Source organism: Acinetobacter sp. CIP 102136, from assembly GCF_000369685.1.
In the GTDB taxonomy this organism is placed as follows: Bacteria; Pseudomonadota; Gammaproteobacteria; order Pseudomonadales; family Moraxellaceae; genus Acinetobacter; species Acinetobacter fasciculus.
Genome location: NZ_KB850140.1, coordinates 284,892 through 307,571 on the forward strand (window position 1 = coordinate 284,892; position 22,680 = coordinate 307,571).

The 22,680-nt window shown below is 45.3% G+C and carries 20 protein-coding genes, 5 tRNA genes and 1 riboswitch; of the genes, 15 read left to right on the plus strand and 10 right to left on the minus strand.

What is annotated here, in order from left to right:
* Window positions 1–39 precede the first annotated feature (39 nt).
* Both thiC and F893_RS01555 read right to left on the minus strand, forming a co-directional pair.
* Window positions 40–1,935, minus strand: coding sequence for a phosphomethylpyrimidine synthase ThiC (gene thiC, locus F893_RS01550; protein WP_004281076.1), 1,896 nt, complete (start codon window positions 1,933–1,935; stop codon window positions 40–42).
* 87 nt (window positions 1,936–2,022) lie between these two features.
* A riboswitch (TPP riboswitch) is annotated at window positions 2,023–2,155 on the minus strand.
* A 108-nt stretch (window positions 2,156–2,263) separates the two neighbouring features.
* Complete coding sequence (locus tag F893_RS01555) at window positions 2,264–3,295, minus strand: hypothetical protein (RefSeq protein ID WP_004644924.1); 1,032 nt, start codon at window positions 3,293–3,295, stop codon at window positions 2,264–2,266.
* A 292-nt stretch (window positions 3,296–3,587) separates the two neighbouring features.
* Between F893_RS01555 and F893_RS01560 the strand changes: the two genes are divergently transcribed.
* Together F893_RS01560 and phoU are read left to right on the plus strand one after the other, a co-directional pair.
* Complete coding sequence (locus F893_RS01560) at window positions 3,588–4,949, plus strand: multidrug efflux outer membrane protein AbuO (RefSeq protein WP_004281078.1); 1,362 nt, start codon at window positions 3,588–3,590, stop codon at window positions 4,947–4,949.
* A gap of 91 nt (window positions 4,950–5,040) precedes the next feature.
* On the plus strand, window positions 5,041–5,760 hold the full coding sequence (phoU, locus tag F893_RS01565) for a phosphate signaling complex protein PhoU (protein ID WP_004281079.1): 720 nt from the start codon (window positions 5,041–5,043) through the stop codon (window positions 5,758–5,760).
* 62 nt (window positions 5,761–5,822) lie between these two features.
* Here the strand turns inward: phoU and F893_RS01570 are convergent, their stop codons facing one another.
* The gene (locus F893_RS01570; RefSeq protein ID WP_004281080.1) at window positions 5,823–7,625 is read right to left on the minus strand and encodes an ABC transporter ATP-binding protein; all 1,803 of its coding nucleotides are present in this window, start codon (window positions 7,623–7,625) and stop codon (window positions 5,823–5,825) included.
* 151 nt (window positions 7,626–7,776) lie between these two features.
* Between F893_RS01570 and F893_RS01575 the strand changes: the two genes are divergently transcribed.
* A complete protein-coding gene (locus F893_RS01575; protein ID WP_005249700.1) occupies window positions 7,777–8,397 on the plus strand; it encodes an alpha-ketoglutarate-dependent dioxygenase AlkB family protein in 621 nt (206 codons plus the stop codon).
* A gap of 64 nt (window positions 8,398–8,461) precedes the next feature.
* Here the strand turns inward: F893_RS01575 and ruvX are convergent, their stop codons facing one another.
* From ruvX to recN, 3 genes are all read right to left on the minus strand, one after another.
* Window positions 8,462–8,905, minus strand: a complete 444-nt coding sequence (ruvX, locus tag F893_RS01580; RefSeq protein WP_004281083.1) for a Holliday junction resolvase RuvX — start codon at window positions 8,903–8,905, stop codon at window positions 8,462–8,464.
* Entirely contained in the window at window positions 8,898–9,452 is a 555-nt protein-coding gene (locus F893_RS01585) for a YqgE/AlgH family protein (protein ID WP_004281085.1), read from the minus strand. The genes ruvX and F893_RS01585 overlap by 8 nt, the downstream gene beginning before the upstream one ends.
* A gap of 114 nt (window positions 9,453–9,566) precedes the next feature.
* Window positions 9,567–11,228, minus strand: coding sequence for a DNA repair protein RecN (gene recN, locus F893_RS01590; RefSeq protein ID WP_004644925.1), 1,662 nt, complete (start codon window positions 11,226–11,228; stop codon window positions 9,567–9,569).
* Window positions 11,229–11,670: 442 nt separating this feature from the next.
* On the opposite strand from recN, the gene F893_RS01595 reads away from it, so the two are divergent.
* The 3 genes from F893_RS01595 to F893_RS01605 all read left to right on the plus strand — a co-directional run bounded on the left by F893_RS01595 (window position 11,671) and on the right by F893_RS01605 (window position 13,808).
* Window positions 11,671–11,994, plus strand: coding sequence for a pyrimidine/purine nucleoside phosphorylase (locus F893_RS01595; protein ID WP_004281089.1), 324 nt, complete (start codon window positions 11,671–11,673; stop codon window positions 11,992–11,994).
* A 134-nt stretch (window positions 11,995–12,128) separates the two neighbouring features.
* Window positions 12,129–12,878, plus strand: a complete 750-nt coding sequence (gene rlmB / locus F893_RS01600) for a 23S rRNA (guanosine(2251)-2'-O)-methyltransferase RlmB (RefSeq protein WP_004281091.1) — start codon at window positions 12,129–12,131, stop codon at window positions 12,876–12,878.
* A 6-nt stretch (window positions 12,879–12,884) separates the two neighbouring features.
* Entirely contained in the window at window positions 12,885–13,808 is a 924-nt protein-coding gene (locus F893_RS01605; RefSeq protein WP_004644926.1) for a DMT family transporter, read from the plus strand.
* 21 nt (window positions 13,809–13,829) lie between these two features.
* Here the strand turns inward: F893_RS01605 and coaE are convergent, their stop codons facing one another.
* The 4 genes from coaE to pilB are packed head-to-tail and all read right to left on the minus strand — an operon-like array spanning window position 13,830 to window position 18,261.
* Window positions 13,830–14,429, minus strand: coding sequence for a dephospho-CoA kinase (gene coaE, locus F893_RS01610; RefSeq protein ID WP_005249701.1), 600 nt, complete (start codon window positions 14,427–14,429; stop codon window positions 13,830–13,832).
* Window position 14,430: 1 nt separating this feature from the next.
* Complete coding sequence (locus F893_RS01615) at window positions 14,431–15,291, minus strand: prepilin peptidase (protein WP_004281094.1); 861 nt, start codon at window positions 15,289–15,291, stop codon at window positions 14,431–14,433.
* Entirely contained in the window at window positions 15,291–16,520 is a 1,230-nt protein-coding gene (locus F893_RS01620) for a type II secretion system F family protein (protein ID WP_005249702.1), read from the minus strand. The genes F893_RS01615 and F893_RS01620 overlap by 1 nt, the downstream gene beginning before the upstream one ends.
* A 31-nt stretch (window positions 16,521–16,551) precedes the next feature.
* Entirely contained in the window at window positions 16,552–18,261 is a 1,710-nt protein-coding gene (gene pilB / locus F893_RS01625) for a type IV-A pilus assembly ATPase PilB (RefSeq protein ID WP_004281098.1), read from the minus strand.
* A 277-nt stretch (window positions 18,262–18,538) separates the two neighbouring features.
* Here pilB and tpiA point away from each other — a divergent pair, with 277 nt between their 5' ends.
* The 9 genes from tpiA (at window position 18,539) to nusA (ending at window position 22,675) form a co-directional block, all read left to right on the plus strand.
* On the plus strand, window positions 18,539–19,330 hold the full coding sequence (tpiA, locus tag F893_RS01630; RefSeq protein WP_004281100.1) for a triose-phosphate isomerase: 792 nt from the start codon (window positions 18,539–18,541) through the stop codon (window positions 19,328–19,330).
* A gap of 13 nt (window positions 19,331–19,343) precedes the next feature.
* Window positions 19,344–19,673 (plus strand): preprotein translocase subunit SecG, encoded by a 330-nt coding sequence (gene secG, locus F893_RS01635; protein ID WP_004281101.1) that lies wholly within the window; start codon window positions 19,344–19,346, stop codon window positions 19,671–19,673.
* Window positions 19,674–19,726: 53 nt separating this feature from the next.
* Window positions 19,727–19,811 (plus strand) — tRNA-Leu (locus F893_RS01640).
* 54 nt (window positions 19,812–19,865) lie between these two features.
* Window positions 19,866–19,942 (plus strand) — tRNA-Met (locus tag F893_RS01645).
* Between the two features lie 80 nt (window positions 19,943–20,022).
* Window positions 20,023–20,099 (plus strand) — tRNA-Met (locus F893_RS01650).
* A gap of 67 nt (window positions 20,100–20,166) precedes the next feature.
* Window positions 20,167–20,243: transfer RNA gene (locus tag F893_RS01655), tRNA-Met, on the plus strand.
* Window positions 20,244–20,331: 88 nt separating this feature from the next.
* Window positions 20,332–20,408: transfer RNA gene (locus F893_RS01660), tRNA-Met, on the plus strand.
* A 223-nt stretch (window positions 20,409–20,631) separates the two neighbouring features.
* Window positions 20,632–21,156 (plus strand): ribosome maturation factor RimP, encoded by a 525-nt coding sequence (gene rimP / locus F893_RS01665; RefSeq protein WP_004281103.1) that lies wholly within the window; start codon window positions 20,632–20,634, stop codon window positions 21,154–21,156.
* A 34-nt stretch (window positions 21,157–21,190) separates the two neighbouring features.
* On the plus strand, window positions 21,191–22,675 hold the full coding sequence (gene nusA, locus F893_RS01670; RefSeq protein ID WP_004281105.1) for a transcription termination factor NusA: 1,485 nt from the start codon (window positions 21,191–21,193) through the stop codon (window positions 22,673–22,675).
* Window positions 22,676–22,680 lie beyond the last annotated feature (5 nt).

A 22,680-nucleotide genomic window follows, 5' to 3' on the forward strand; every position in this document is an offset into this window, starting at 1 on the left:
TCTGAGTTTTTTTTGAAGACAACTGTTTTTTTTACAGTTTTATAGTTTGTGGTATAAATTTTGACCAGAGTTGTGGAAGCTGGCTTTCATCTGATTCATGCCGGCTTCAATTTCGGCCTGAGAGCTTGCCGGCTGATCAGGATTGGCCTGTTGACTGGCATAATCACGAACATTCTGGCTAATCTTCATTGAACAGAACTTTGGTCCGCACATGGAACAAAAGTGCGCGGATTTATGCGCGGCTTTCGGCATGGTTTCATCATGCATGCTGCGCGCCGTGTCCGGATCCAGACTCAAGTTAAACTGGTCTTCCCAGCGGAACTCAAAACGCGCCTTGGACAGGGCATTATCCCGGGCTTGCGCACCCGGATGACCTTTGGCCAGATCGGCTGCATGTGCGGCAATCTTGTAGGTAATAATGCCGTCTTTGACATCCTTTTTATTGGGTAAACCGAGATGCTCTTTAGGCGTCACATAACACAGCATTGCGGTGCCGTACCAGCCAATCATCGCGGCTCCTATTGCCGAAGTAATATGGTCATAACCCGGTGCGATATCGGTGGTGAGTGGCCCCAAGGTATAAAAGGGTGCTTCTTTACAGACTTCCAGTTGCAGATCCATATTTTCCTTGATCATATGCATCGGGACATGGCCCGGGCCTTCAATCATCACCTGAACATCATGCTCCCAGGCACGGTGGGTCAGTTCGCCCAAAGTTCGAAGTTCGGCAAATTGCGCTTCGTCATTGGCATCCTGCACACAGCCCGGACGTAGGCCATCGCCGAGACTAAACGATACGTCATAAGCTTTCATGATCTCGCAGATTTCATCGAAATGGGTATACAAGAAGTTTTCCTGATGATGTGCCAGACACCACTGCGCCATGATCGAACCGCCACGCGATACGATACCGGTCAAACGGTTGGCAGTCAGCGGTACATATCTTAAAAGCACGCCGGCATGAATGGTGAAATAGTCCACACCTTGTTCAGCCTGTTCAATCAGGGTGTCTTTAAAGATCTCCCAGGTCAGGTCTTCGGCCACACCATTGACTTTTTCCAGTGCCTGATAGATCGGTACGGTTCCAATTGGTACAGGAGAGTTGCGGATAATCCATTCACGGGTTTCATGAATATTCTGGCCGGTCGAGAGGTCCATGATTGTGTCTGCACCCCAGCGCGTCGCCCAGGTCATTTTCGAGACTTCTTCTTCGATACTTGAACCGAGTGCAGAATTACCAATATTGGCATTGATTTTGACCAAAAAATTACGCCCGATGATCATCGGTTCCAGTTCCGGATGATTGATATTGGCCGGAATAATCGCGCGGCCGGCGGCGACTTCCTGACGCACAAATTCTGGCGTAATTTCAGTCAGGTTTTTTGCACCAAAATTCTGGCCCGGATGCTGGCGCATATCGACACCATCGAGTTGACGTAGGTTTTCACGAATGGCAATGTATTCCATTTCCGGTGTGATAATGCCTTGCTTGGCATAATGCATCTGGGTGATGTTGCGGCCGCATTTGGCTTTGCGTGGTTTTTGAATATGCGCGAAACGGATCGCAGCGGTACGGATATCGCGTAAACGCTGGCGGCCAAATTCAGAACTGAGCTGATCCAGAATTTCACTATCGTTGCGCTGCTCAATCCAGCTTTCACGAATATTCGGCAGACCTTTGTTCAGGTCAATCGTCACATCGGGGTCAGTATAAACACCAGACGTGTCATAGACCATTAATGGCGGATTATGTTCACCGCCCAGACTGGTCGGGGTTTCACTTAAGGAAATCTCCCGCATCGGTACCTGAATATCAGGACGGGAGCCTTGCAGATAGACTTTACGTGAGGCAGGCAGAATTCGCGTTAAATCGCGTGCTTCCTGTTCATGAGCGGAGAGAGTGGTTTCAGAAGAAAGATTCGTTAACTGGTTCATGGCTATGATCCTTATGATGACATCAACGAATCAAGCACGACCAAAAACGTAGGCAGATTTATCCTGAACAGATAAAGCAAGGGCTGGGTTTTTAGCTGGCTTGATTCCTACGCAGGTATTAACCTGATCAGGTTCAACGGTACTCATGCTCAATTCCTGATAACGATAAAAGGAATCACATGATCTCAGCGAGGCATTACTCGCGCTCCGTCAAGCGAGGCTAAAGCTTAGCTCAGTTTAGGCAGAATAAACAGGTCTAAATCGCTCAACTTTAAACGAGGATTGATTTAGACATGGCGATATTGATTGAAGGTGAAACTGATCCCAACTAGATACAGATGGCATCGGTAAAGCAGTCTTTATCATATTTTTGTGAGGGCGGGCTGATCTGGGCATAGTACAGAATCTGTTCTGCTTCCGAGCGGTTTCTATAATCGGCAGGCAAGACTTGTTGGCGCTGTTCCGGAGTCATGTCCAGAAATTCCAGAAACAGGCGTGCCTGTGTGGACAGCGTTGATTTCTGGCCGTTTGATAGTCCAATAATAGTTTCCAGATGACTGGTATCCACAGCATAACGATCGCGATAATCTTCCGACACCGGGGATTGCTCGGTACCTCTAAACAGGAAATAGGTATATTGCTTCAGCAGATATTCAGCATCGCGTTTATAACTGCTATTCGGATAAGTCTTGAGATAGTCTTCCCAAAGCAGACTGCGGGCTGCAATATCAGTGGCTTCAATCTGCAGGCGTTTTTCCACCAGCACCGGTTCCATATTCTGTTCCGCCAGATTTTCAATAAAGGCTTTTTCAGCGGCCGGTAAATAAGGGGCAAAAATACGCGCCAGATATTCCGGACTGCGGCGATAATGTAAAGTGCCATCCCCCAGATCCAGCAGTTCTACATAAGCCTGCCCCTTGTGTTTTAACAGATACTGGTCACGTGAGGTGAGCTGTTGAAAATGCGCATGCTGAATGGTGGGATGCTGCGCCATTTCCAGTGCATACTGCTCAAAGGCGCGTTGCTGAAATTCGGTGCGATCCACCTTTAAAAAGCGCTGATACATTTCGGTAGAGCGCTGCATCAGTTGCTTCTGCTCCGCCAAGTCCATCAACGGCAGGCACACTTTAAGATCCTGATTAATCTGCTCCAGCGCAAACGTCGTGCGCTGGTCATTAATCTGGGACATATTTTTTTCAATATTCTGGCACATGAGGCTAAAGTCACTGACTGGACTTTGCGTTTGCTTCGCCTCAGTCTGTTCGACCTGGATCTGTGGATCTGAGGGCTGTTGGCAGCCCCCAAGAAGCAGCACGCTACCAGCAAGCACACAGGCTTTGAATATCGACGGGAATGGCATTAACACTATGCTTCAGGACTCTGTATATATAGGTGAATTCAGAAAATAACGGCCTTACTGGGAGATATTGTATAGATCAAACTAAAATACTATGTTTAGTATTGTGAATTGCTTTGTTACATTGCCGGTATGGGAGCCAGAAAATTGAATTAATGATGGATAAAAATTGATCTTTATATTAAAAAATTAATAAAAATCATACGTAAAAATTCAAGAGATCTCTTTAGTATGGCTTAGCTTAAAGCGCCAGAATTTTTTGATCTGAATGGCTGTTAGGGGTTAACACTATAAAATGAAATTAAAACGCAGTGTCATGGCCTGTTTATTGCTATTAATTAGTCCGGCGATTTTTGCCCTGGATTTACAAGAAGCGTATGCACGCGCCCAGCAAAATGATCCAAATTGGCAGGCGAATGTGTTGCAGTACCAATCTGATCAGCTCAATCTGGGGATTGCCAGCGGAAATTTGCTGCCGACCGTGACTTTATCTGGAAATGTGACCCGTAAAAACCAGTCCGTCAACAACTCAGAGTCTGAAGGTTTGCCTGCTGAATTTGGTGAGTTGCAAAGTTCCAGTACAACCAGCCGTCAGGTGGCCTTAACCGCACGCCAACCTTTATTTCGCTGGGATGCCTGGCAAGGTTATAAGCAGGTCAAGACCTCGGTCGAACTCAGTGAAGTCAATCTGCGTCTGCAAAAACAGCAGCATATTTTACAGGTGGCCGAAGCCTATTTTAATGTCTTGCGGCAGCAGTCTTTGACTACGGCTTATTTACAGGAAGAGCAGGCGCTGTCTGAACAGTTACGCATGATGAATGCTAAGCTGAAAGAAGGTTTGGTGGCGCGTAGTGAGGTCAGTGAAGCCAATGCCCAGTATCAAAGTGCCCAAGCCAACCGGATTTCGACTCAAGTTCAGCTGGTACTGGCCCAAGAACAGCTGGCACAGTTAATCGGCCCTTATCAGGAAAATCTGGCGGTATTACGCAACGATTTCCAGTTCCAGAAACCGGTTCCAAGTGATATGCAGTCCTGGACCGAATTAGCACAAAGCCAAAATCTGAATATTCTGCAAGCGCGTCTGCAAAAGCGCTATTCTGAAGATGCCAAACGGGTCGAACAGGCTGCGCTCTATCCGCAGGTCGAAGTGGTCGGAACCTATGGCTATTTAAAGCAAAGTCCGGCTACGATCATGTCCAGCAATGGAGATTTCGACCAGATTGGGGTGGAGGTGAACTGGAATGTATTTAGCGGTGGACGCACGCAAAAAAGTATCCGTCAGGCCGGCGTTAATGTGCAAAAAAGTGAAGCGCAACTGGATGCGGCTATCCGTAAAGCCAATACCGATGTGAAACAGTCCTTTATGCAGGTAGAAACCGATCAGGCCAAACTGAATGCACGTAAAGCCGCGATGGACTCTTCGGAAATTGTCTCACAAGCGTCCAGAGCCCAATATCAGGAAGGCTTAAAAACCATGGTCGATGTGTTGCTGGCACAGCGTAATGCCTTTTCTGCCAAGACCGATTATTTGAATGCCAAATATGATTATCTGTTGCATGTGCTGCAATTGCAGGCCTCGGTCGGGCAGTTAACCGAAAAGGAACTGGCAGAGCTGAATGCCTGGCTGATTGAATATGATTCGCCTCAGCCTCTATGAGGCTACTATTGTCATCAAACTTTCATCATGGATATGCTTTAATATGATTTATTATTGATCATTGTCCTCTATCGTTCAGGAGTAGCTTTCCTTGTGTCCAAATAATCCTGTATTAAGTCATCACATTTCTTCGCAATTTAATGAAGAACTGCAGGACGTAAATACCAAATTCATGACGATGGGCGGACTGGTAGAACAGCAGGTAGCTAATGCCATTCATGCCCTATTGGACACAGATGTCTCAATGGCAGTAGATGTGCAGTTTCAAGATAATGTCGTCAATCAGATGGAACGAGATATTGATGAAGCGCTGACCCTGATTCTGGCGCGCCGTCATCCTGCCGCGATTGATTTACGTATGGTGCTTGCCATGTCCAAGGCCAATACCGATCTGGAACGGATTGGCGATGAAGCCTCGAAAATAGGCCGAATTGCACAAAGCTTGTGTGAAGAGGGTAGCTCACCACGCGGTTATATGGAAACCCGGCATATTGGCAACCAGGTGCGGGTGATGATTCATGATGCACTGGATGCTTTTGCGCGTCTGGATGTAGATCAAGCTTTGAAGGTCATGTTGGCGGATGCGGATATTGACCGTGAATATCAGTCAGCCACACGTACGCTTATGACTTATATGATTGAAGACCCACGGCATATCAGTCGTGTCATCAATGTATTGTGGGTGCTGCGTTCACTCGAAAGAATTGGCGATCATGCCCGGAATATTTCGGAACAGGTGATCTATATGGTCAAAGGTTTTGATGTGCGTCATACCAGTGTTGAAGAAATTGAACAGAAAGTTCAGCGTTAAATCTTAAAAAATTAAAATAAAAAAACCTCCGTACCGGAGGTTTCTTTATTGAGATAGAGAAGCTAACTATGAGTTTCTTCCTCGGCATCATCTTCAAAAGTTTTGGCAATTTTTTCAATATTCAGGCTTTTGGCCATCGCATCAAAGATTTCCTTATACACGCCTTGCTGATGATAAAGCTGGTCGTGCTCGCCATGCTCAGCAATCGTTCCTTCTTTCATCACGTAAGTATAATCCGCATCAATAATCTGCGACAGGCTATGCGAAATGATGATCACGGTACGGCCTTGCTTGATCTGGTCCAGACTGTGTTTAATCTGTTCCGTGGCAATTGCATCTAGACTCGCCGTCGGTTCATCTAGAAAAATAATCGGTGGATTTTTCAGGAACATCCGTGCCAAGGCAATCCGTTGCTGCTGGCCGCCAGACAGCATCAAGGCATCGTTATCATAACCATCCGGTAACTGTAAAATCTGCTCATGAATCGAGGCTTTTTCTGCTGCCTCAATTACATCCTCCATTGAGGCAGTAGTTTTACCATAACGGATATTGTCAAAGATGGTGCCCTGAAAAATATGATTTTTTTGTAAGACCAGACCAATATGATCGCGTAGATATTGGGTGTCATAATCTTTCAGGTCAATGCCATCCAGTTTGATCTGACCTTGCTGTGGTTCATAAAATTTATCCAGCAAACTGATGAGGGTAGATTTTCCGGCACCCGATAAGCCCACCAAGGCGGTAATTTTATTGGGGCGAATTTCCATATCAATATCTTTCAGGGCATGGTGGCCGTTTGGATAATAAAAATTCACGCCACTCAGTTCAAATTTGCCTTGGACAATCGGTTTCTGCTGACCGCTTTGTTCAATTTCATCATCGGCCTCCAGAATTTTGAAAAAGCTTTCTGAATAGATCATGGCATCATTCACTTCATCATAAATCCGGTGCAGGGATCGAATTGGGGCAGAGACATTATTAAATAGCAGCACATGAAACATGATCATACCGATACTCATCTGGCCATCCAGCACAAAGTAGGAGGTTAAAATAATGATCAGTACAATCCCGATCTGTTCCAGAAAAGTTTTCAGGCCATCAAACAGGAAACTGGTCTGGCGGGTTTTCATCTGATTGTCGGTCAGTTCACGCTGTAAACCGAGCTGCTTTTCCGATTCAATCGATTCGCGGTTAAAAGACTTAATCACGGTAATCGAGTTGATGATACTGAGAATGCCCTGACTTTTTCTCTCCCGACCATCGCGAAGACTGCGGCGCCAGCCCCCGAGTTTTTGTGCCTGCTTATAGGTCAGCCAGAAATAGATAGGAACAATAGCAGTCGCGACCAGACCGACATACACATTGGCATAGTACATTAGCCCCAAAGCCACAATGGCACTGGTAAATAACGGTAAAATATCAATAAAGAAAATTTGCACCAGACGGGTCAGTGAGCCAATGCCACGGTCAATCCGGGTCTGTAATTTACCGGCCTGGTTATTTTCCTGATTAAAAAATTCCAGCCGATATTTTAAAAATTTTTCAATAATCCCTTGGGCCAGATCCTGAGAGACAAAAATCCGCAGTTTCTCTCCATAGAACTTCTGCCCGAACTGGACAAAGGCATTGATAATTTCTTTGCCGAGCAAAATCGCCGAAATCGTGATCAGAATATGCCAGCCTTGTTCCAGTCCTTGACCGGTTTCGAGTAGCGAATTGATGCTGTCGACCGCATATTGCAAGGTAATGGCATTGACCTGTGCGGTGAATGAGCCAATCAGGGTCAGAATCAGCGTGGCAATCACCAGCAACCGGTAAGGCTGAACAAAGGGACGAAGTTTCTGAAACAGCTGCCATAAGTTCATAAAAGGATTATTTTTATTGTGAAAGTTGAATTCAGTCTAGGCAGGAATTAGGCTAGCCACAAGCATAAATGTTGTAGTCATTTGTGAAGAGCAGTTGTAATCCTTTAGGTCGAATGTCAGTATTTTCATGTGGATACTGGATTGAATTGATATGACTCTCGATTTATTTGCACCCCAGCCGCAAGCCAATGTATTACCTTTTGATGGGGTAGTGGAGGATTATGGCCTGATTTTGGATCAGGAACAAAGCCAGCAGTATCTACAGCATTTTCTCAGTCAGCTGGCCTGGCAACATGATGAAGTGCATTTATTTGGCAAGCACCATGTCACAGGTCGCCAGGTGGTCTGGTATGGCGATGAACATTATCAGTATCGTTATTCTGGTACGCTCAAACAAGCTCAGGTATGGACACCCGGATTATTCCGTTTAAAGCAGCATATTGAAATTCTGGTCGGTCATCCCTTTAATTCCTGTCTGGCCAATTTGTATGAAGATGGTTCCCAAGGCTTGGGCTGGCATAGTGATGATGAGCCGGCGTTATATACAGGTACCTCTCGGGAAAATGTCATCGCTTCTCTAAGTCTGGGAGCTACCCGTAAAATGAGCTTTAAGCATAAAATTCACAGCGATAAAGTCGATGTGCTGTTACACAGTGGACAACTGATTGTGATGCGTAGCGCGACGCAGCAGCACTGGAAGCACAGTATCAGCAAAACCAGCAAAGTTTTAACACCGAGAATTAATCTGACTTTTCGTTATTTTTATCCTTAAGAAGCATTTTGGAGTGTAAAAAAGCACCCTAAAGGATGCTGATTTAAAAAAATTTAAAAACAGATTAAGGCGTGATTCCGGCAGGATGGCGATACCAGCTTTCAATCAACAAGGCAGCCGCAATACTGTCCGCAGAGAGTTTCTTGCCTCGACCTTGAGCTTGGTAATGATCCAGTTCATCGCGTGCTTCACGGGTGGTCAAACGTTCATCCACCATCCAGGTTTCAATATTGGTCTGATGACGTAAACGGCGGGCAAATTTTCGCGCCCGTGTCGACAGCTCCGATTCACTATCATCCATATTCAATGGTAAGCCGACCAGAAATAAATTGGGTTGATGGCTTTTCACGATTTTGAGTAGTTCATCCCAGTTGGGAATACCATCTTTCATGGGAAATAAGGGTAGGGGATTGGCACTAGCAATCAGGGATTGTCCGACCGACATTCCCATTTTTTGTGTACCAAAATCAAACGCCATAATGGTTTGTGGCGCGTTTACATCAGGCATGTCCAATCTCGGAAGATAACCAGTTGCGGTCTACCCCCATTTTTTTATAGGCAGCGTCCCAACGGTCGTTATAAGGTAAATTAAAAATCAGATCCATATCGGAATCACAAATCAGCCAGTCACCACGAGCAATTTCCTGTTCCAGCTGGTGTTTGCCCCAGCTGGCATAGCCAAGTGCAATCTGATAGCGACCAACGCCTTCATTATGCGCAATGGCATCCAGAATATCTTTCGATGTGGTAATACAGACATTCTCGCCTACGGCAATAGACGAATGCCAGGTCGGCTGACCGGTATGCAGGACAAAGCCGGCCTCAGGGCGTAATGGACCACCTTGCAATACTTCATGCGGATTGACATTGTCTGCTTCAATATCAAGATCATTCAGCAATTCTTTAATTTGAATGCCGGCAGGTCGATTGATAATGATGCCTTGCGCACCATCTTCATCATGCCGTGCGAGATAAATGACCGTCTGGGCAAAAAAATCATCATTCGCATGCGGCGGTGCAATCAGACAACGATGTGTCAGAAACTGTTTGGTCACCTGAGCAGTTCTCCTTAAAATTAATTTCTTCGCAGAGAAATCCTATGATCCTAATAGCTACGTTACTAGAGCTTCTTGGATTCACCAAATTTTATTTGTCCAGATTGTAAATATTTAAGCCTGCTGAAATTTCAGCTGACGTAACTGACGGGCATGTTGCAAGGTGGTTTCACTAATCTCTACACCACCTGTCATTCTTGCAAGCTCCTGAATTATTTCATTTTCTTCAAGATTGATAATCGTGCTGCTGGCAGGATCAGTCTGCTGTTTTTTCACCAGTAGGTGCTGATCAGATTGTGCTGCAACCTGCGCCTGATGGGTAATACACAGAATCTGTACATGTTGGGCCAGATCGGCCAGTAAACGCCCGACAATCTCTGCGGTACCACCACTGATCCCGACATCAATTTCATCAAAGACCAGCACTTCCGCTTCGGTTTTTTCCGCATTCATGACTTGCATCACCAACGCAATACGCGAAAGCTCACCACCTGATGCAACCCGGGCCAAAGGCTGTGCCGGAATGCCTTTATTGGCAGTAAAAAGTAGCTGGATAAAGCTCAGGCCTTCGCTAGATGGATGTTCCAGAGGCTCAAACTTAAACTCAAAACGTGCTTCAGGCAGTGCCAGCTGTTTGACCTGCTCAGTGAGCTGCTTGGCCAAAGGTGCTGCGGCTTCACGGCGAATCTGATCCAGATGTTGGGCTTTATCCAGAAATTCCTGATAAGACACTGCTACCTGTTCAGCCAGTGTTTCCGGATCTTCCAGTTGATGTAACTGTTCCAGTTCACTTTGCCAGGCTTCATATTCTTCTTTCAGTAATTCTGGCTGGGTACGATATTTACGTGCCAGACGATGGAAGATTTCTAAAGTTGAATTCAGTACTTCCATGCGTTCAGGATCAAAACTCTGCCGATCCATAAACTGGCGTAAATTCGCTGCTGCATCTTCAAGTTCGCTTTGAGCATTCAGTAGGGAAGTATAAATCCCGGAAAGCTGTTCACTGCGTCCGGCATGCGACTCAACCCGACGCATAATTGATGCCAGTTCCTGAGTGATATTCTGTTCAGCTTCATCCAGCACATTCAGGCTATAGACACAGTCCTGCATAATGGCTTCATGATGCGAGAGCCGATCAAATTCCTGTTCAATTTCAGGATAATCCGTCTGAACAATTTCTTCCAGTTCTTCGAGTTGCAGCTCAAGGGTTTCCAGACGCTGCTTGCGTGTCGCTTGTGCATCCAAAGCTGCCTGATGCTGGCGAATATTTTTTTGCCAAGTGCTATACGCATCACGTACTGCTTGAGCCGGCGCATAAAAATGATAATAACGATCCAGCCAGTGCTTCGGATAAGGCGGTTCCAGAAGTTGCTGCTGACTATGCTGGCTATAGAGTTGTACCAGTAAACGCCCAATTTCTTTCAGTTCAGACAGGCTGCTCGGACGTCCATTGATCCAGGCCTTGCTGCGGCCGGTAGCAAAAATCACCCGGCGTAAATGAATTTCACCTGATTCGTCATCCAGCTCATGTTCTTTTAACCATGCGGCTTCAGGACTGTGTTCCTGATAGCTGAAACTGGCAGTGACATCGGCTTTTTCTGAGCCATAACGTACATAATTGGTATCGGTTCGCTCACCCAAACAGGCAGACAATGCATCCAGTAAGAGGGATTTACCTGCACCGGTTTCACCGGTTAAAACGTTAAAACCTTTATCAATATCAATAGCAAGATGTTCAGCTAAAGCAAAATTGATCAGAGTTAAATGTGTCAGCATAAACGCATCCGGGCTGCGAAAAGTTTGATTGAAATAGCCTGATGTCGGATTGGGGTCGCAACATGGCTGTGATTATTATAAATCAGGACGAATCAATTTCATTCTATCTTAAATTTTAGCGATTTATATATGCTTATTTCACTGTATTTTCGCAAGAAGCTGACTCAGAAGTCCGTTAATGCACTGCTGATTTTCATATTTTTGACATCCCCAATCTTTAAATTAAAGACTCAATTGAGCCTGTTTTTAAAAGAGCGCGTGCAGATCGAAACTTAAGTTTATCTATCAGCAAAATACAGGCCAAAACATGCTGTAAATAGAAGGGGTTCAGGTGATACAGAATATTTGATCGACGCCGACAAACTTCGATTGATTAGTTGAGGGTGCACATTTAAACTACAGCAATCAAAATATTACAAAATGCTTTATCTGGAGAAATCGCATGTCAGCTCAGTTTGATCATGTATCTGTACTTAAAAAATCTAATGTATATTTCGGCGGGTTGTGTATTAGCCACATTGTACAATTTGAAGACGGGACCAAAAAAACTTTGGGTGTCATTCTGCCATCAGAAAATGCCTTGACCTTTGAAACACATGTTCCTGAGCGTATGGAAATTGTTTCAGGTGAATGCCGTGTTCAGATTGGCGATAGCGAAGAAAGTGAGCTGTTCCGTGCGGGGCAGTCTTTCTATGTGCCGGGCAATAGCCGTTTTAAAATCGAAACCGATGATGTGCTGGACTATGTCTGCCATTTTGAAGGTTAAGTCCAGATTCAAGATCAGTGTAAACCGGGCAAGAAATTTCAGTGCGAATCGGTTAAACTAATCAGCTATAGAAATCCTGTGAAGTCAGCTTTACGGGATTTTTCTTTTGTATATAACTAATCTAGAGGTCGTTCATGGCAAAACCTGAATATTTTTATGGCGTACATTCAGTGGAGTCATTGTTAGAGCTTGAGCCTGAACGTGTCTTGACATTATTCACTCTCAAAGGACGCGATGATCAGCGTTTAAAGCGTGTACTGGAACTGGCTGAACCGTTTGGGATCAGTGTGCAGCAAGCCAGCCGTGACAAACTGGAGAAACTGGCCGGGCAACCGTTTCATCAGGGGGTCGTAGCCGCAGTTCGTGCTCATCCAACCCTGAATGAAAAAGATCTTGAATCCTTGTTGAGTGCGAATCCTCAAGCGTTGTTATTGGCCCTCGATCATATTACCGATCCGCATAATCTCGGTGCCTGTATCCGTACAGCCGCTGCAATGGGCGTTGAGGCAGTGATTGCGCCACGTGATCGTTCTGCAACGTTAACCCCGACTGCACGTAAAGTGGCTGCAGGTGGTGCGGACAAAGTCAAATTCATTCAGGTCACCAATCTGGCGCGTACTTTGGGTCAAATCAAAGAAGATTTTAATGTTCGTGTTGTCGGAACTATGCTGGATGAAAAAGCGCTGCCGATTCAAAATTTTGATTTTACCGGTACTGGCGTCTGTATCGTGATGGGTGCGGAAGATACTGGCCTACGTCCAATTACGCAAAGCCAATGTGATCAGACCGTGTATATTCCGATGGCAGGTAATCTGCAAAGTCTGAATGTCAGTGTGGCTACAGGCATGGCGCTGTATGAAGCCTGCCGTCAACGTAACCTTTAATTGATGATGGCATTGTCAGACCGTACCCAAGGCTATGTTTTTTTAGTTGTTACCATGTGCATCTGGGGCGGTTTTACTTTAACAGCCCGCCTGAATGCGCTGTGGCAGATCAGTGCTTGGGATATTGTGGCCTTGCGTTTTTCTTTGGCCTTCCTGATTCTGATGCCGATCTTGCTTTATCGTAAAGAGGCCGCTTTTTTACTGAAAAAAGAGCCTTTTATTTTAGCTATGATTGGCGGGGTGATTTATTGCCTGTTTGCCTATAGTGCTTTTCACTACGCACCTACCGCCCATGCTGCAATTTTCTTGAATGGCTGTATTCCGATCTGTACCGCGATCATGGCTTTTTTTCTGATGGGGCAGGCTTTTGATAAACATACCTGGGCCAGCCTGATCATTATGATCGTCGTACTATGTCTCATGAGTATGCTGATGTATCGGGAAACTGGTGTAGCCTTTGGGGCAGGGGACGGGCTGTTTTTTATCAGTGCCATACTTTGGGCGATTTTTACTGTTTTATTGCGTAAATATCAGCTAACTGCATGGCAGGCAATGTGTGGTGTCGCGATCTGGTCGGCAGTGATATATGTGCCGATTTATCTGCTATTTTTACCGAAAAATTTGAGTGTGCCTGAACCCAAGCATTTACTGTTTCAGACCATTTTTCACGGCATATTTGTGGTGATTATTGCTACTTTAAGCTATGTAGAAGCCATCAAGCGTCTTGGTGCATTTAAGGCAGGCAGTATTACCAATCTTGCACCTTTTATTGCGGCAATTCTGGCTGTACCTTTATTAAATGAAACTTTAAGTCTGGCCATGGTGTGTGGCCTGATGGGTATGGCCGTCGGGGCCTTACAGCCGTGGCGCTGGTTACAGCATCAGGACAGTCTGAGCCGAAAATTAGCAGAACAAAAAAAGCAGTCTTAATCAGACTGCTTTTTTTATGCTTCAGCTGGCTGCCATGTTTAAATATTTTTGATGTAATGGTCTGAGATGAGCATAGAGATGATCCAGATGACCATCATTTAGGACAATATCATCGGCCATGGTCTGCTTTTGTTCGCAGGACATTTGGGCGGCAATGATATTGCGAATTTGTTCGATATTCTGGCCATCACGTTGTGAGGCCCGCTCAATTTGCAGTTCGATGGTGGCATCAATCAGTAAGGTATGCTGAGTGAGTTCGTGCTGATTGGTTTCAAATAAAAGTGGTGAAACCAGAATGGCATAGGGACTTTGCGCAGCATGTAGTTGCTGGATAATGGAAGTGCGAATTGCCGGATGGGTAATACTTTCCAGGGTCTTGCGTGCTTCAGGAGACTGGAAGATATATTCACGCAAGGCACGACGATTCAGTGAGCCATCGGCAAGCAGTACCCAATCGCCAAAAGCCTGCTGGATCTGGGTAAGTGCAGGCTGCCCAATTTCGACCACTTCACGCGCTACCACATCGGCATCGACTACCGTGATCCCTTGTGCTTCAAACCACTGACTGGCAGCAGACTTGCCACTGCCAATCCCGCCGGTTAATCCGAGTATAAATTTCACTTTATTGACCTAAATACACTTTCATAATCTGCTCGCCCCACAAAAAAGCAATCCAGCCGGCAATCGCGATATAGGGACCAAAGGCAAAAGGCTGATTTTCCTTGCGGACTTTCAGTAGGATAATCCCGATAATCGCACCAACCAGAGAAGACAGCAGCACAATTAAAGGCAGTAATAAAGGCCCCATCCAGGCACCCAGGGCGGCAAGCAATTTAAAATCGCCATAGCCCATACCTTCCTTGCCGGTAACGATTTTAAATGCATAATACACCACCCACAGACACAGGAAACCAATAATATAGCCCCAGATGGCAGCACCGGGTAAGGTATAAAGTGCATAACTATTTACCCCCAAACCTAGCGCGGCCAAGGGTAAAGTATAACGGTCAGGCAATAACTGGGTGTCAAAATCAATAAAAGTGAGTGCGATCAGCACATAAGTCAGGATCAGGCCAAACAGCATTTGTAGGGTAGGGCCAAATACTGCTACGACAAGGAGTGCACAAACTGCCGTCAGAATTTCAACCAAAGGATAACGGATGCTGATCGGATTCTGGCAGTTGCTACATTTTCCGCGCAGGACCAGCCAGCTAATGACGGGAATATTCTGGTACCAGCGGATTGGCTGATGACACTTGGGGCAAGCTGAAGCGGGTTTGCTTAAACTTAACTTAGTTTCATCAATCACCGGCTGTTCCGGATGCAGGAACATCTGGCAATCAGTACGCCATTCCTGTTCCATCATCTTGGGAGTGCGGTAAATCACGACATTCAGAAAGCTGCCGATACATAAACTAAAAAGCCCAACTGCGATATACAACGCCGTTGGGTTTTGAATAAAATATTGAAGAAAATCGTGCATTAAACCACAGAACCCATTTGGAAAATTGGAAGGTACATGGCAATCACCAGACCACCGACAAGCACACCGAGAACAGCCATAATGAGCGGTTCCATCATCGAGGTTAAGCCGTCAACTGCATTGTCGACTTCATTTTCATAATGTGTGGCTACTTTGTCTAGCATGGCATCTAGTGCACCAGATTCTTCACCAATCGCGACCATTTGTACTGCCATGGATGGGAATTTGTTGGTCACGCGCATGGCAAACTGTAGTTGTTGACCTGTGGCGACATCTTCACGGATTTTCATCACGGCATCTTCATACACGACGTTATTGGTAGCGCCGGCAGTGGATTCCAGTGCATCAATCAAGGGAACACCAGCTGCGAAAGTCGTGGCCAAAGTGCGGCTATAACGTGCAATAATCGCTTTATACACCAGGTCACCAAAAATCGGGGCTTTGAGTGCGGCCTTATCCAGAAAATCGCGGAATTTCTTGCTGCGTTTTTTCGCTTCAAGAAAAGCGGTAATCACGGCCCCAATGGCGATAATCAGCAGGAACCAATACTTTTGCATCCATTCCGACATATTGACCACCATTTTGGTAAAAGCCGGTAAGTCCGCACCAAATGAAGAGAATAAATCCTGGAAAACCGGGACCACTTTGACCATCAGAATGATGGTAACAATTAGGGCGACTACAACCACCGCAGCAGGATATTTCATGGCTTTTTTGATTTTTTGCATGAGTAGTTCGCTTTTTTCTTTGTAAATCGCAACGCGATCTAGCATGGTTTCTAAAGCACCAGATTGTTCACCAGATTCGACCAGTGAACAGAATAGGTTGTCGAAATATTGTGGATATTTGCGCAGTGCTCCGGCAAAAGTATTACCGCCTTCAACCTCACCTTTAATTCCTAGTACAACTTCACGCATCGCCGGATTTTCCAGACCTTCTGCGACAATTTCAAAGCCTTGTACCAGTGGTACCCCGGCTTTCATCATGGTCGCCAACTGTCGGGTAAAAATTGTAATATCCAGTGTTGAGACTTTTTTCTTCATCAAGCCTTCAAGGATATTTTTTTTCTTTTCCCGAATGGTCTTGATGCTGATGCCTTGTTTCCGAAGGGTGACCTTGGCCAGAGCCATATTTTTTGCTGGCAATTCCCCCTTGATCTTTGCCCCTTTACGATCAATTCCTTCATAGCTGAAGATCGGCATCATCTGGCCTTTCTTTACTGCTGCCATACCTTTATCCTTATTTTAGATCAGCGCCCGATCATTCGCTGGTGACACGATTGACTTCCTGTAAAGAAGTCACCCCCTGCATCACCTTGATTAAACCTGACCGGCGTAAATTGTTAAAACCTGCACGTGCGGAAGCATCTGCAATTTCAAGTGCATTGCCGTCCTCCATAATAATTCTGGAAATTTCGGGTGTTACTTTCATAACTTCATAAATACCTACACGACCCTTATAGCCTTCACGACATTCATTGCAGCCCACCGGTTCATAAATTTGGAACTCAGGTTGCTGCAAGTCGGTTTCGGTAAAGCCCATCTCCAGTAAGCTTTGTTGCGGAATATCTGCAGGTTTCTTGCATTGTGAACACAAACGACGCGCCAACCGTTGTGCAATGACCAGGTTTACTGAAGTGGCAATATTGAAAGAGGGCACCCCCATGTTTCGTAAACGGGTCAAGGTCTCAGGCGCACTATTGGTATGCAAGGTCGACATCACCATATGACCGGTCTGCGCCGCTTTAATCGCAATCTCGGCAGTTTCCAGATCCCGGATCTCACCGACCATTACGATGTCCGGGTCTTGACGTAAGAAGGACTTCAGTGCGGCAGAGAAGGTAAGACCAACTTTATTGTTGACGTTGACTTGATTAATGCCTTGTAAGTTAATCTCGACCGGATCTTCCGCTGTCGAAATATTGGTATCTTCACGATTGAGGATATTCAGACCGGTATACAGTGAAACGGTTTTACCGGAACCTGTTGGACCAGTGATCAGGAGCATGCCTTGCGGTTTGTCCAGCGCTTGCATAAAAAGGTCTTTTTGTTCCGGTTCATAACCTAGTGCATCAATTCCCAACATCGCGCTGGAGGGATCCAGAATTCGCAGTACCAGCTTCTCACCAAACAGGGTAGGGAGAGAGTTGACACGGAAATCAATGGCTTTATTTTTAGAAAGTTTTAATTTAATACGACCATCTTGCGGTACCCGTTTTTCAGAAATGTCCATTTGCGACATGACTTTAAGACGCGAAGACAAGCGATTTGCCAGCTGTAGTGGTGGTGTTGCAATCTGGCGTAATACCCCATCTACCCGGTAACGTACCCGATAGATTTTTTCATAAGGTTCAAAATGTAAGTCTGAAGCCCCCATACGGATCGCATCAATTAGTAATTTATTAATATATTTGACAATCGGTGCTTCTTCACCCTTGTTACTGTCATCCTCTTCTTTATTCGGATCAGCAGATTCGACATCAACATCCAGATCAAAGTCTTCATCGAATTCAAAGGTACTTTCTTCGGTAAAATTCTGCTCGATCAGTTTTTCAAGTTTATTGTGTTCAACAATAATGGTTTCAATATTGAGTTTGGTGGAAAAGCGGACTGCATCAATCGCTTCGATATTGGTCGGGTTACTGGTCGCAACATATAAAATACTGGAATTTCTAAAAATCGGCAGAATGCGATGCTTGGTAATCAGCTTTTCATCAATCGCATCCCGAAGAATTTGAGCAGGATCATAGGCACTGATATCAAACAGCGGTTCGCCAAATTCGACTGAAATCGTTTCAGCAATGACGGTTGGAGAAAGTTGCTGCTGGTTAATTAACTCAGCCACAATATCGATTTTTTCTTGTTTGGCATGCGCTAATGCACTGCGCATATCTTCAGCCGAGATGACGCCTTCCTCGACCAAACGACGAATAAATCCGGTAAATCTTGGCGACCCCTGTAATGCTGTCATGCTATAAATGCCTACTCATCAAATTCTTTTAATTGCTATACTAAAATTATACGTTTGTTACGTAAAAATACCATAGCCAAGAGTGCTGCTAGCTTCCTCATCTCCAGTAAAAGCATGAACTGGTTGGAAGAAGTCCCCATTTTTTTAAGTGATAACAAAAAATAACCATTTTGGATAGTCTAAACTGAGAAGGAGTGATAAGAAAACTATTCTTTTAATTTTCCAATTCCGTGTAGAATGTGCCCAATTCAAAATATGTAAATGAAATAGGTTAATTATGTCGGTTTCGACGATTACCCCTTGGGTGATAGGTAACTGGAAAATGAATCCGGTGCAGGCAGATGCATTGAGCTTGGTGCGTGGTATTAAGAATTTGCTGGAAACTGCGCCAATTGCCGAAGATCAATGTCATTTAGGTGTGGCACCGATTGCCATTGCCTTAAGCCAGATTCAGGCAGAGCTGTCATCTGCGGTTCGTCCGATTTATACCGTAGCACAAGATGTTTCACGTATTTCTGGAACAGGTCCCTACACTGGTGAAGTCAGTGCTGAATTGTTGGCCGATAGTCAAATTCACTATGTACTAGTGGGTCATTCTGAACGCCGTGAAATATTTGCGGAAAATGCTGATATTTTAAATGCGAAAATCAAGAATGCCTTAAGTGCCGGTTTGACCGTGATTTATTGCGTTGGTGAAAGCCTGGAACAACGTGAAGCAGGGCAGGCAGAAGCTGTAGTGCTACAACAGATTTGTGATATTGCTGCTGTGGTTGAAGCTGAGCAATGGAAAAATATCGTGATTGCCTATGAACCGATCTGGGCAATTGGAACTGGTAAAACTGCTTCTCCTGAAGATGCACAGGCCATGCATGCACAAATCCGTCAAGGTTTAAGCCAGATCACTGGTTATGGCGCGACGATGGCGATTTTATATGGTGGTAGTGTCAAGCCGGAAAATGCAGTAGAGTTAGCAGCCTGCCCAGATATCAACGGGGCATTGGTCGGTGGTGCATCACTCAATGCTGAGTCGTTCCATAAAATTGCTCATGCATTTGCAAATACACAATAATTAGGAGTTCAGCATGCAAACTTTTGTGCTGGTAGTACATATTATCTTAGCTGTTTTGATGATTGTCTTGATTTTGGTTCAGCATGGTAAAGGTGCAGATGCTGGTGCCTCTTTCGGTGGCGGTGGTGCAGCGACAGTATTCGGAGCATCGGGTTCGGGTAATTTCATGACCCGTTTGACTGCAATTTTTACTGCACTGTTTTTCGTAACCAGTCTGACTTTGGCGATTTTAGCCAAGCAACAAACCTCGAATGCCTATAGTTTGGGATCGGTTCAGTCTGCGCCGACCACACCTGTACAATCGAATGAAACTTCACCAACTGCACCAGAAACGACCGAATAGTTTTAATTAATCCTTTCTTTTTTTCAGTGATACGACTAGAATGCGTCACAGCTGCGGTGGTGGTGGAATTGGTAGACACGCTACCTTGAGGTGGTAGTGCTTTCGGGCGTGGGGGTTCAAGTCCCCCCTTCCGCACCAACTTATAATCCAGAAATTTAAGTTGGTGTATGCAGCTGAAAAAACTTCTGTTGATGCGGGATGGAGCAGTCTGGTAGCTCGTCGGGCTCATAACCCGAAGGTCGTTGGTTCAAATCCAGCTCCCGCTACCAATCAATCCTTTTTAAAGGCGCAAACTTTCAAGAGGCAGCTTAAACAGGTTTTAAGTTGAGAAAATTAATTTGCATGTTGTTGCGGGATGGAGCAGTCTGGTAGCTCGTCGGGCTCATAACCCGAAGGTCGTTGGTTCAAATCCAGCTCCCGCTACCAATCTTTTAAAGATGCAAACTTTAAAAGCAGTTTAAGTTTTTTAAACTGAATGTTATTTGTACGCTGATGCGGGATGGAGCAGTCTGGTAGCTCGTCGGGCTCATAACCCGAAGGTCGTTGGTTCAAATCCAGCTCCCGCTACCACTTTTTCAGCGACAGATGACAAATATGCAGAATGATGTGGTTTTGATTGAAAAGTTCTCATCTTTTGTATATAATTTTTGCACGTTGATGCGGGATGGAGCAGTCTGGTAGCTCGTCGGGCTCATAACCCGAAGGTCGTTGGTTCAAATCCAGCTCCCGCTACCAAGTTTCTAAAAAGAGGCTCACAACAAGGTGGGCCTTTTTGCACAGTGGGATTTGAAAAAATCTTAAATTGTGCATTAATTGGGGCGATTTACGCCCTTTTTTATTGGCTATCGTGTAGTGTCGACATTATTTGGTCAAATCTCCATGTTTCACTACTACTATAGTTTGTATTGGTTTGTAGTGGTCAAATAGATCATAAAATCGCACCAGATGACGAGAGTAAATGAAGCTATCAAATAAAACTCAAGCACTTCAGGACTTGATTGCACCAGCAGTTGAAGCCTGTAATGTAAACCTTTGGGGGATTGAATTCCTGCCACAGGGTAAATGTTCGTTATTACGTATCTACATCGACAAGCCAGTCGATGAGAGCGTTGCACCAGCAATCAATGAAGATGGTGAAGAAGAGCAGGGGCGTGGTATTGGCGTTCAGGATTGTGTGCGTGTCACGCAGCAAGTGGGTGCAATGCTGGATGTTCATGATCCGATCTCGGGTGAATATTCACTTGAAGTATCTTCGCCAGGCTGGGACCGTCCATTCTTCCAGCTCGAGCAGATGTCAGGCTATATCGGTCATACCGTAGCACTACGTTTGATCAGTGCGGTAGATAACCGTCGTAAATTCCAGGCCAAACTGGTTGCTGTCGATCTTGAAAATGAAATGATTCAGGTTGAAGTAGAAAAGCAACAGGTATTGGAGATCGACAGTCACAATATCGATAAAGCAAATTTGGTCTTCCAAGATTAATTTAATAAATAAAAATTTAACGAATAGGTGACGTATGGCACGTGAAATTCTGACCGTCGTTGAAACGGTTAGTAACGAAAAAGGTGTACCTCGTGAAGCGATCTTTGAAGCGCTTGAGCAAGCTTTAGTTGCTGCGACAAAGAAAAAATTCTACGAAGGAACACATTCGGAAGAAGCACGTTTACGTGTGGAAATCGATCGTAAAACAGGTGACTATCGTACTTTCCGTCAGTGGGAAGTGGTTGCAGACGAAGACCATGAAATGCCAGCTTGTCAGGATGCCATCTCTGATGTTGATCCGGCAAAATGGTCGATTGGCGACATTCGTGAGCTTGAAGTTGAATCGATTGACTTCGGTCGTATTGCAGCGCAAATTGCCAAGCAAGTGATCGTACAGAAGATCCGTGAAGCAGAACGTGCACTCGTAGCCGATGCTTACGAATCTAAAGTCGGCGAGCTGATCTACGGTGAAGTGAAAAAACAAACCAAAGACGGCTTTATCATTGACCTAGGTGACAATGCTGAAGCGTATCTTGCTCGCGAAGAAATGATTCCGAAAGAAATCCTTCGTCCGAAGCAACGCGTGAATGCGATTCTATTCAATGTCAACCGTGAAGGTCGTGGTGCGCAGTTACAACTGTCACGTGCTAAACCGGATATGCTGATTGCATTGATGAAGAAAGAAATCCCTGAGATTTCTGAAGAAATTATTGAAATTAAAGCGGCGGCTCGCCAACCAGGCGTTCGTGCTAAAATTGCAGTGAAAACCAATGACCACCGTATTGACCCGGTGGGTGCTTGTATTGGTATGCGTGGTACCCGTATTCAAGCTGTACAGCAAGAGCTCAATGGCGAGCGTATTGATGTGGTAGTTTGGTCGGATGATCCTGCGCAATATATCGCAAGTGCATTGGAACCAGCAGATGTATCGAGTATTGTCATCGATGAAGATGCACGTACTGCAGATATCATTTTCGCAACCAGCGATCAGTTGGCACGTGCGATTGGTTCACAAGGTCAGAACGTTCGTCTGGCATCTGAATTGACTGGCTACAAGCTGGACATGATGCTGGAAGAGGAATACTACGCCCGTCAACAAAACGAAGCGCAACAATATTTAGACATGTTTGTTACCCGTCTGGATATCGCGGAAGATTTGGCGATGGCATTGGTAGAAATGGGCTTCACCTCGCTTGAAGAAATTGCTTATGTTCCTGCAGAAACGTTTGATGAAATCGAACTGGATGCGGAACTGGTTGAACTACTGCAAAGCCGTGCGAAAGAAATTGCACTTGCTGATGCATTACAACAGCAAGAGAACATACAAGCGCCAAGTGAAGAACTTGTTGCAATGGAAGGCATGACAGTAGAGATCGCGCAAGCGCTAGCAGCTCGTGGTGTGGTAACAGTGGATGATTTAGCAGATCAGGCGACTGACGATATCGAAGATATTGAAGGTTTGGGTGCTGAGAAAGCAGGTCAACTCATTATGAAAGCGCGCGAATCATGGTTTAACTAGGAGGT

What these genes read in the sequence shown, in the direction of transcription:
- recN (WP_004644925.1), bottom strand. Translation starts at nt 11,228, where the DNA reads ATGCTGACACATTTAACTCTGATCAATTTTGCTTTAGCTGAACATCTT.
- secG (WP_004281101.1), top strand. Translation starts at nt 19,344, where the DNA reads ATGCAAACTTTTGTGCTGGTAGTACATATTATCTTAGCTGTTTTGATG.
- F893_RS01575 (WP_005249700.1), top strand. Translation starts at nt 7,777, where the DNA reads ATGACTCTCGATTTATTTGCACCCCAGCCGCAAGCCAATGTATTACCT.
- F893_RS01620 (WP_005249702.1), bottom strand. Translation starts at nt 16,520, where the DNA reads ATGGCAGCAGTAAAGAAAGGCCAGATGATGCCGATCTTCAGCTATGAA.
- ruvX (WP_004281083.1), bottom strand. Translation starts at nt 8,905, where the DNA reads ATGCCTGATGTAAACGCGCCACAAACCATTATGGCGTTTGATTTTGGT.
- F893_RS01605 (WP_004644926.1), top strand. Translation starts at nt 12,885, where the DNA reads ATGGCATTGTCAGACCGTACCCAAGGCTATGTTTTTTTAGTTGTTACC.
- pilB (WP_004281098.1), bottom strand. Translation starts at nt 18,261, where the DNA reads ATGACAGCATTACAGGGGTCGCCAAGATTTACCGGATTTATTCGTCGT.
- F893_RS01570 (WP_004281080.1), bottom strand. Translation starts at nt 7,625, where the DNA reads ATGAACTTATGGCAGCTGTTTCAGAAACTTCGTCCCTTTGTTCAGCCT.
- rlmB (WP_004281091.1), top strand. Translation starts at nt 12,129, where the DNA reads ATGGCAAAACCTGAATATTTTTATGGCGTACATTCAGTGGAGTCATTG.
- thiC (WP_004281076.1), bottom strand. Translation starts at nt 1,935, where the DNA reads ATGAACCAGTTAACGAATCTTTCTTCTGAAACCACTCTCTCCGCTCAT.
- rimP (WP_004281103.1), top strand. Translation starts at nt 20,632, where the DNA reads ATGAAGCTATCAAATAAAACTCAAGCACTTCAGGACTTGATTGCACCA.
- F893_RS01555 (WP_004644924.1), bottom strand. Translation starts at nt 3,295, where the DNA reads ATGCCATTCCCGTCGATATTCAAAGCCTGTGTGCTTGCTGGTAGCGTG.
- tpiA (WP_004281100.1), top strand. Translation starts at nt 18,539, where the DNA reads ATGTCGGTTTCGACGATTACCCCTTGGGTGATAGGTAACTGGAAAATG.
- F893_RS01560 (WP_004281078.1), top strand. Translation starts at nt 3,588, where the DNA reads ATGAAATTAAAACGCAGTGTCATGGCCTGTTTATTGCTATTAATTAGT.
- F893_RS01595 (WP_004281089.1), top strand. Translation starts at nt 11,671, where the DNA reads ATGTCAGCTCAGTTTGATCATGTATCTGTACTTAAAAAATCTAATGTA.
- F893_RS01615 (WP_004281094.1), bottom strand. Translation starts at nt 15,291, where the DNA reads ATGCACGATTTTCTTCAATATTTTATTCAAAACCCAACGGCGTTGTAT.
- nusA (WP_004281105.1), top strand. Translation starts at nt 21,191, where the DNA reads ATGGCACGTGAAATTCTGACCGTCGTTGAAACGGTTAGTAACGAAAAA.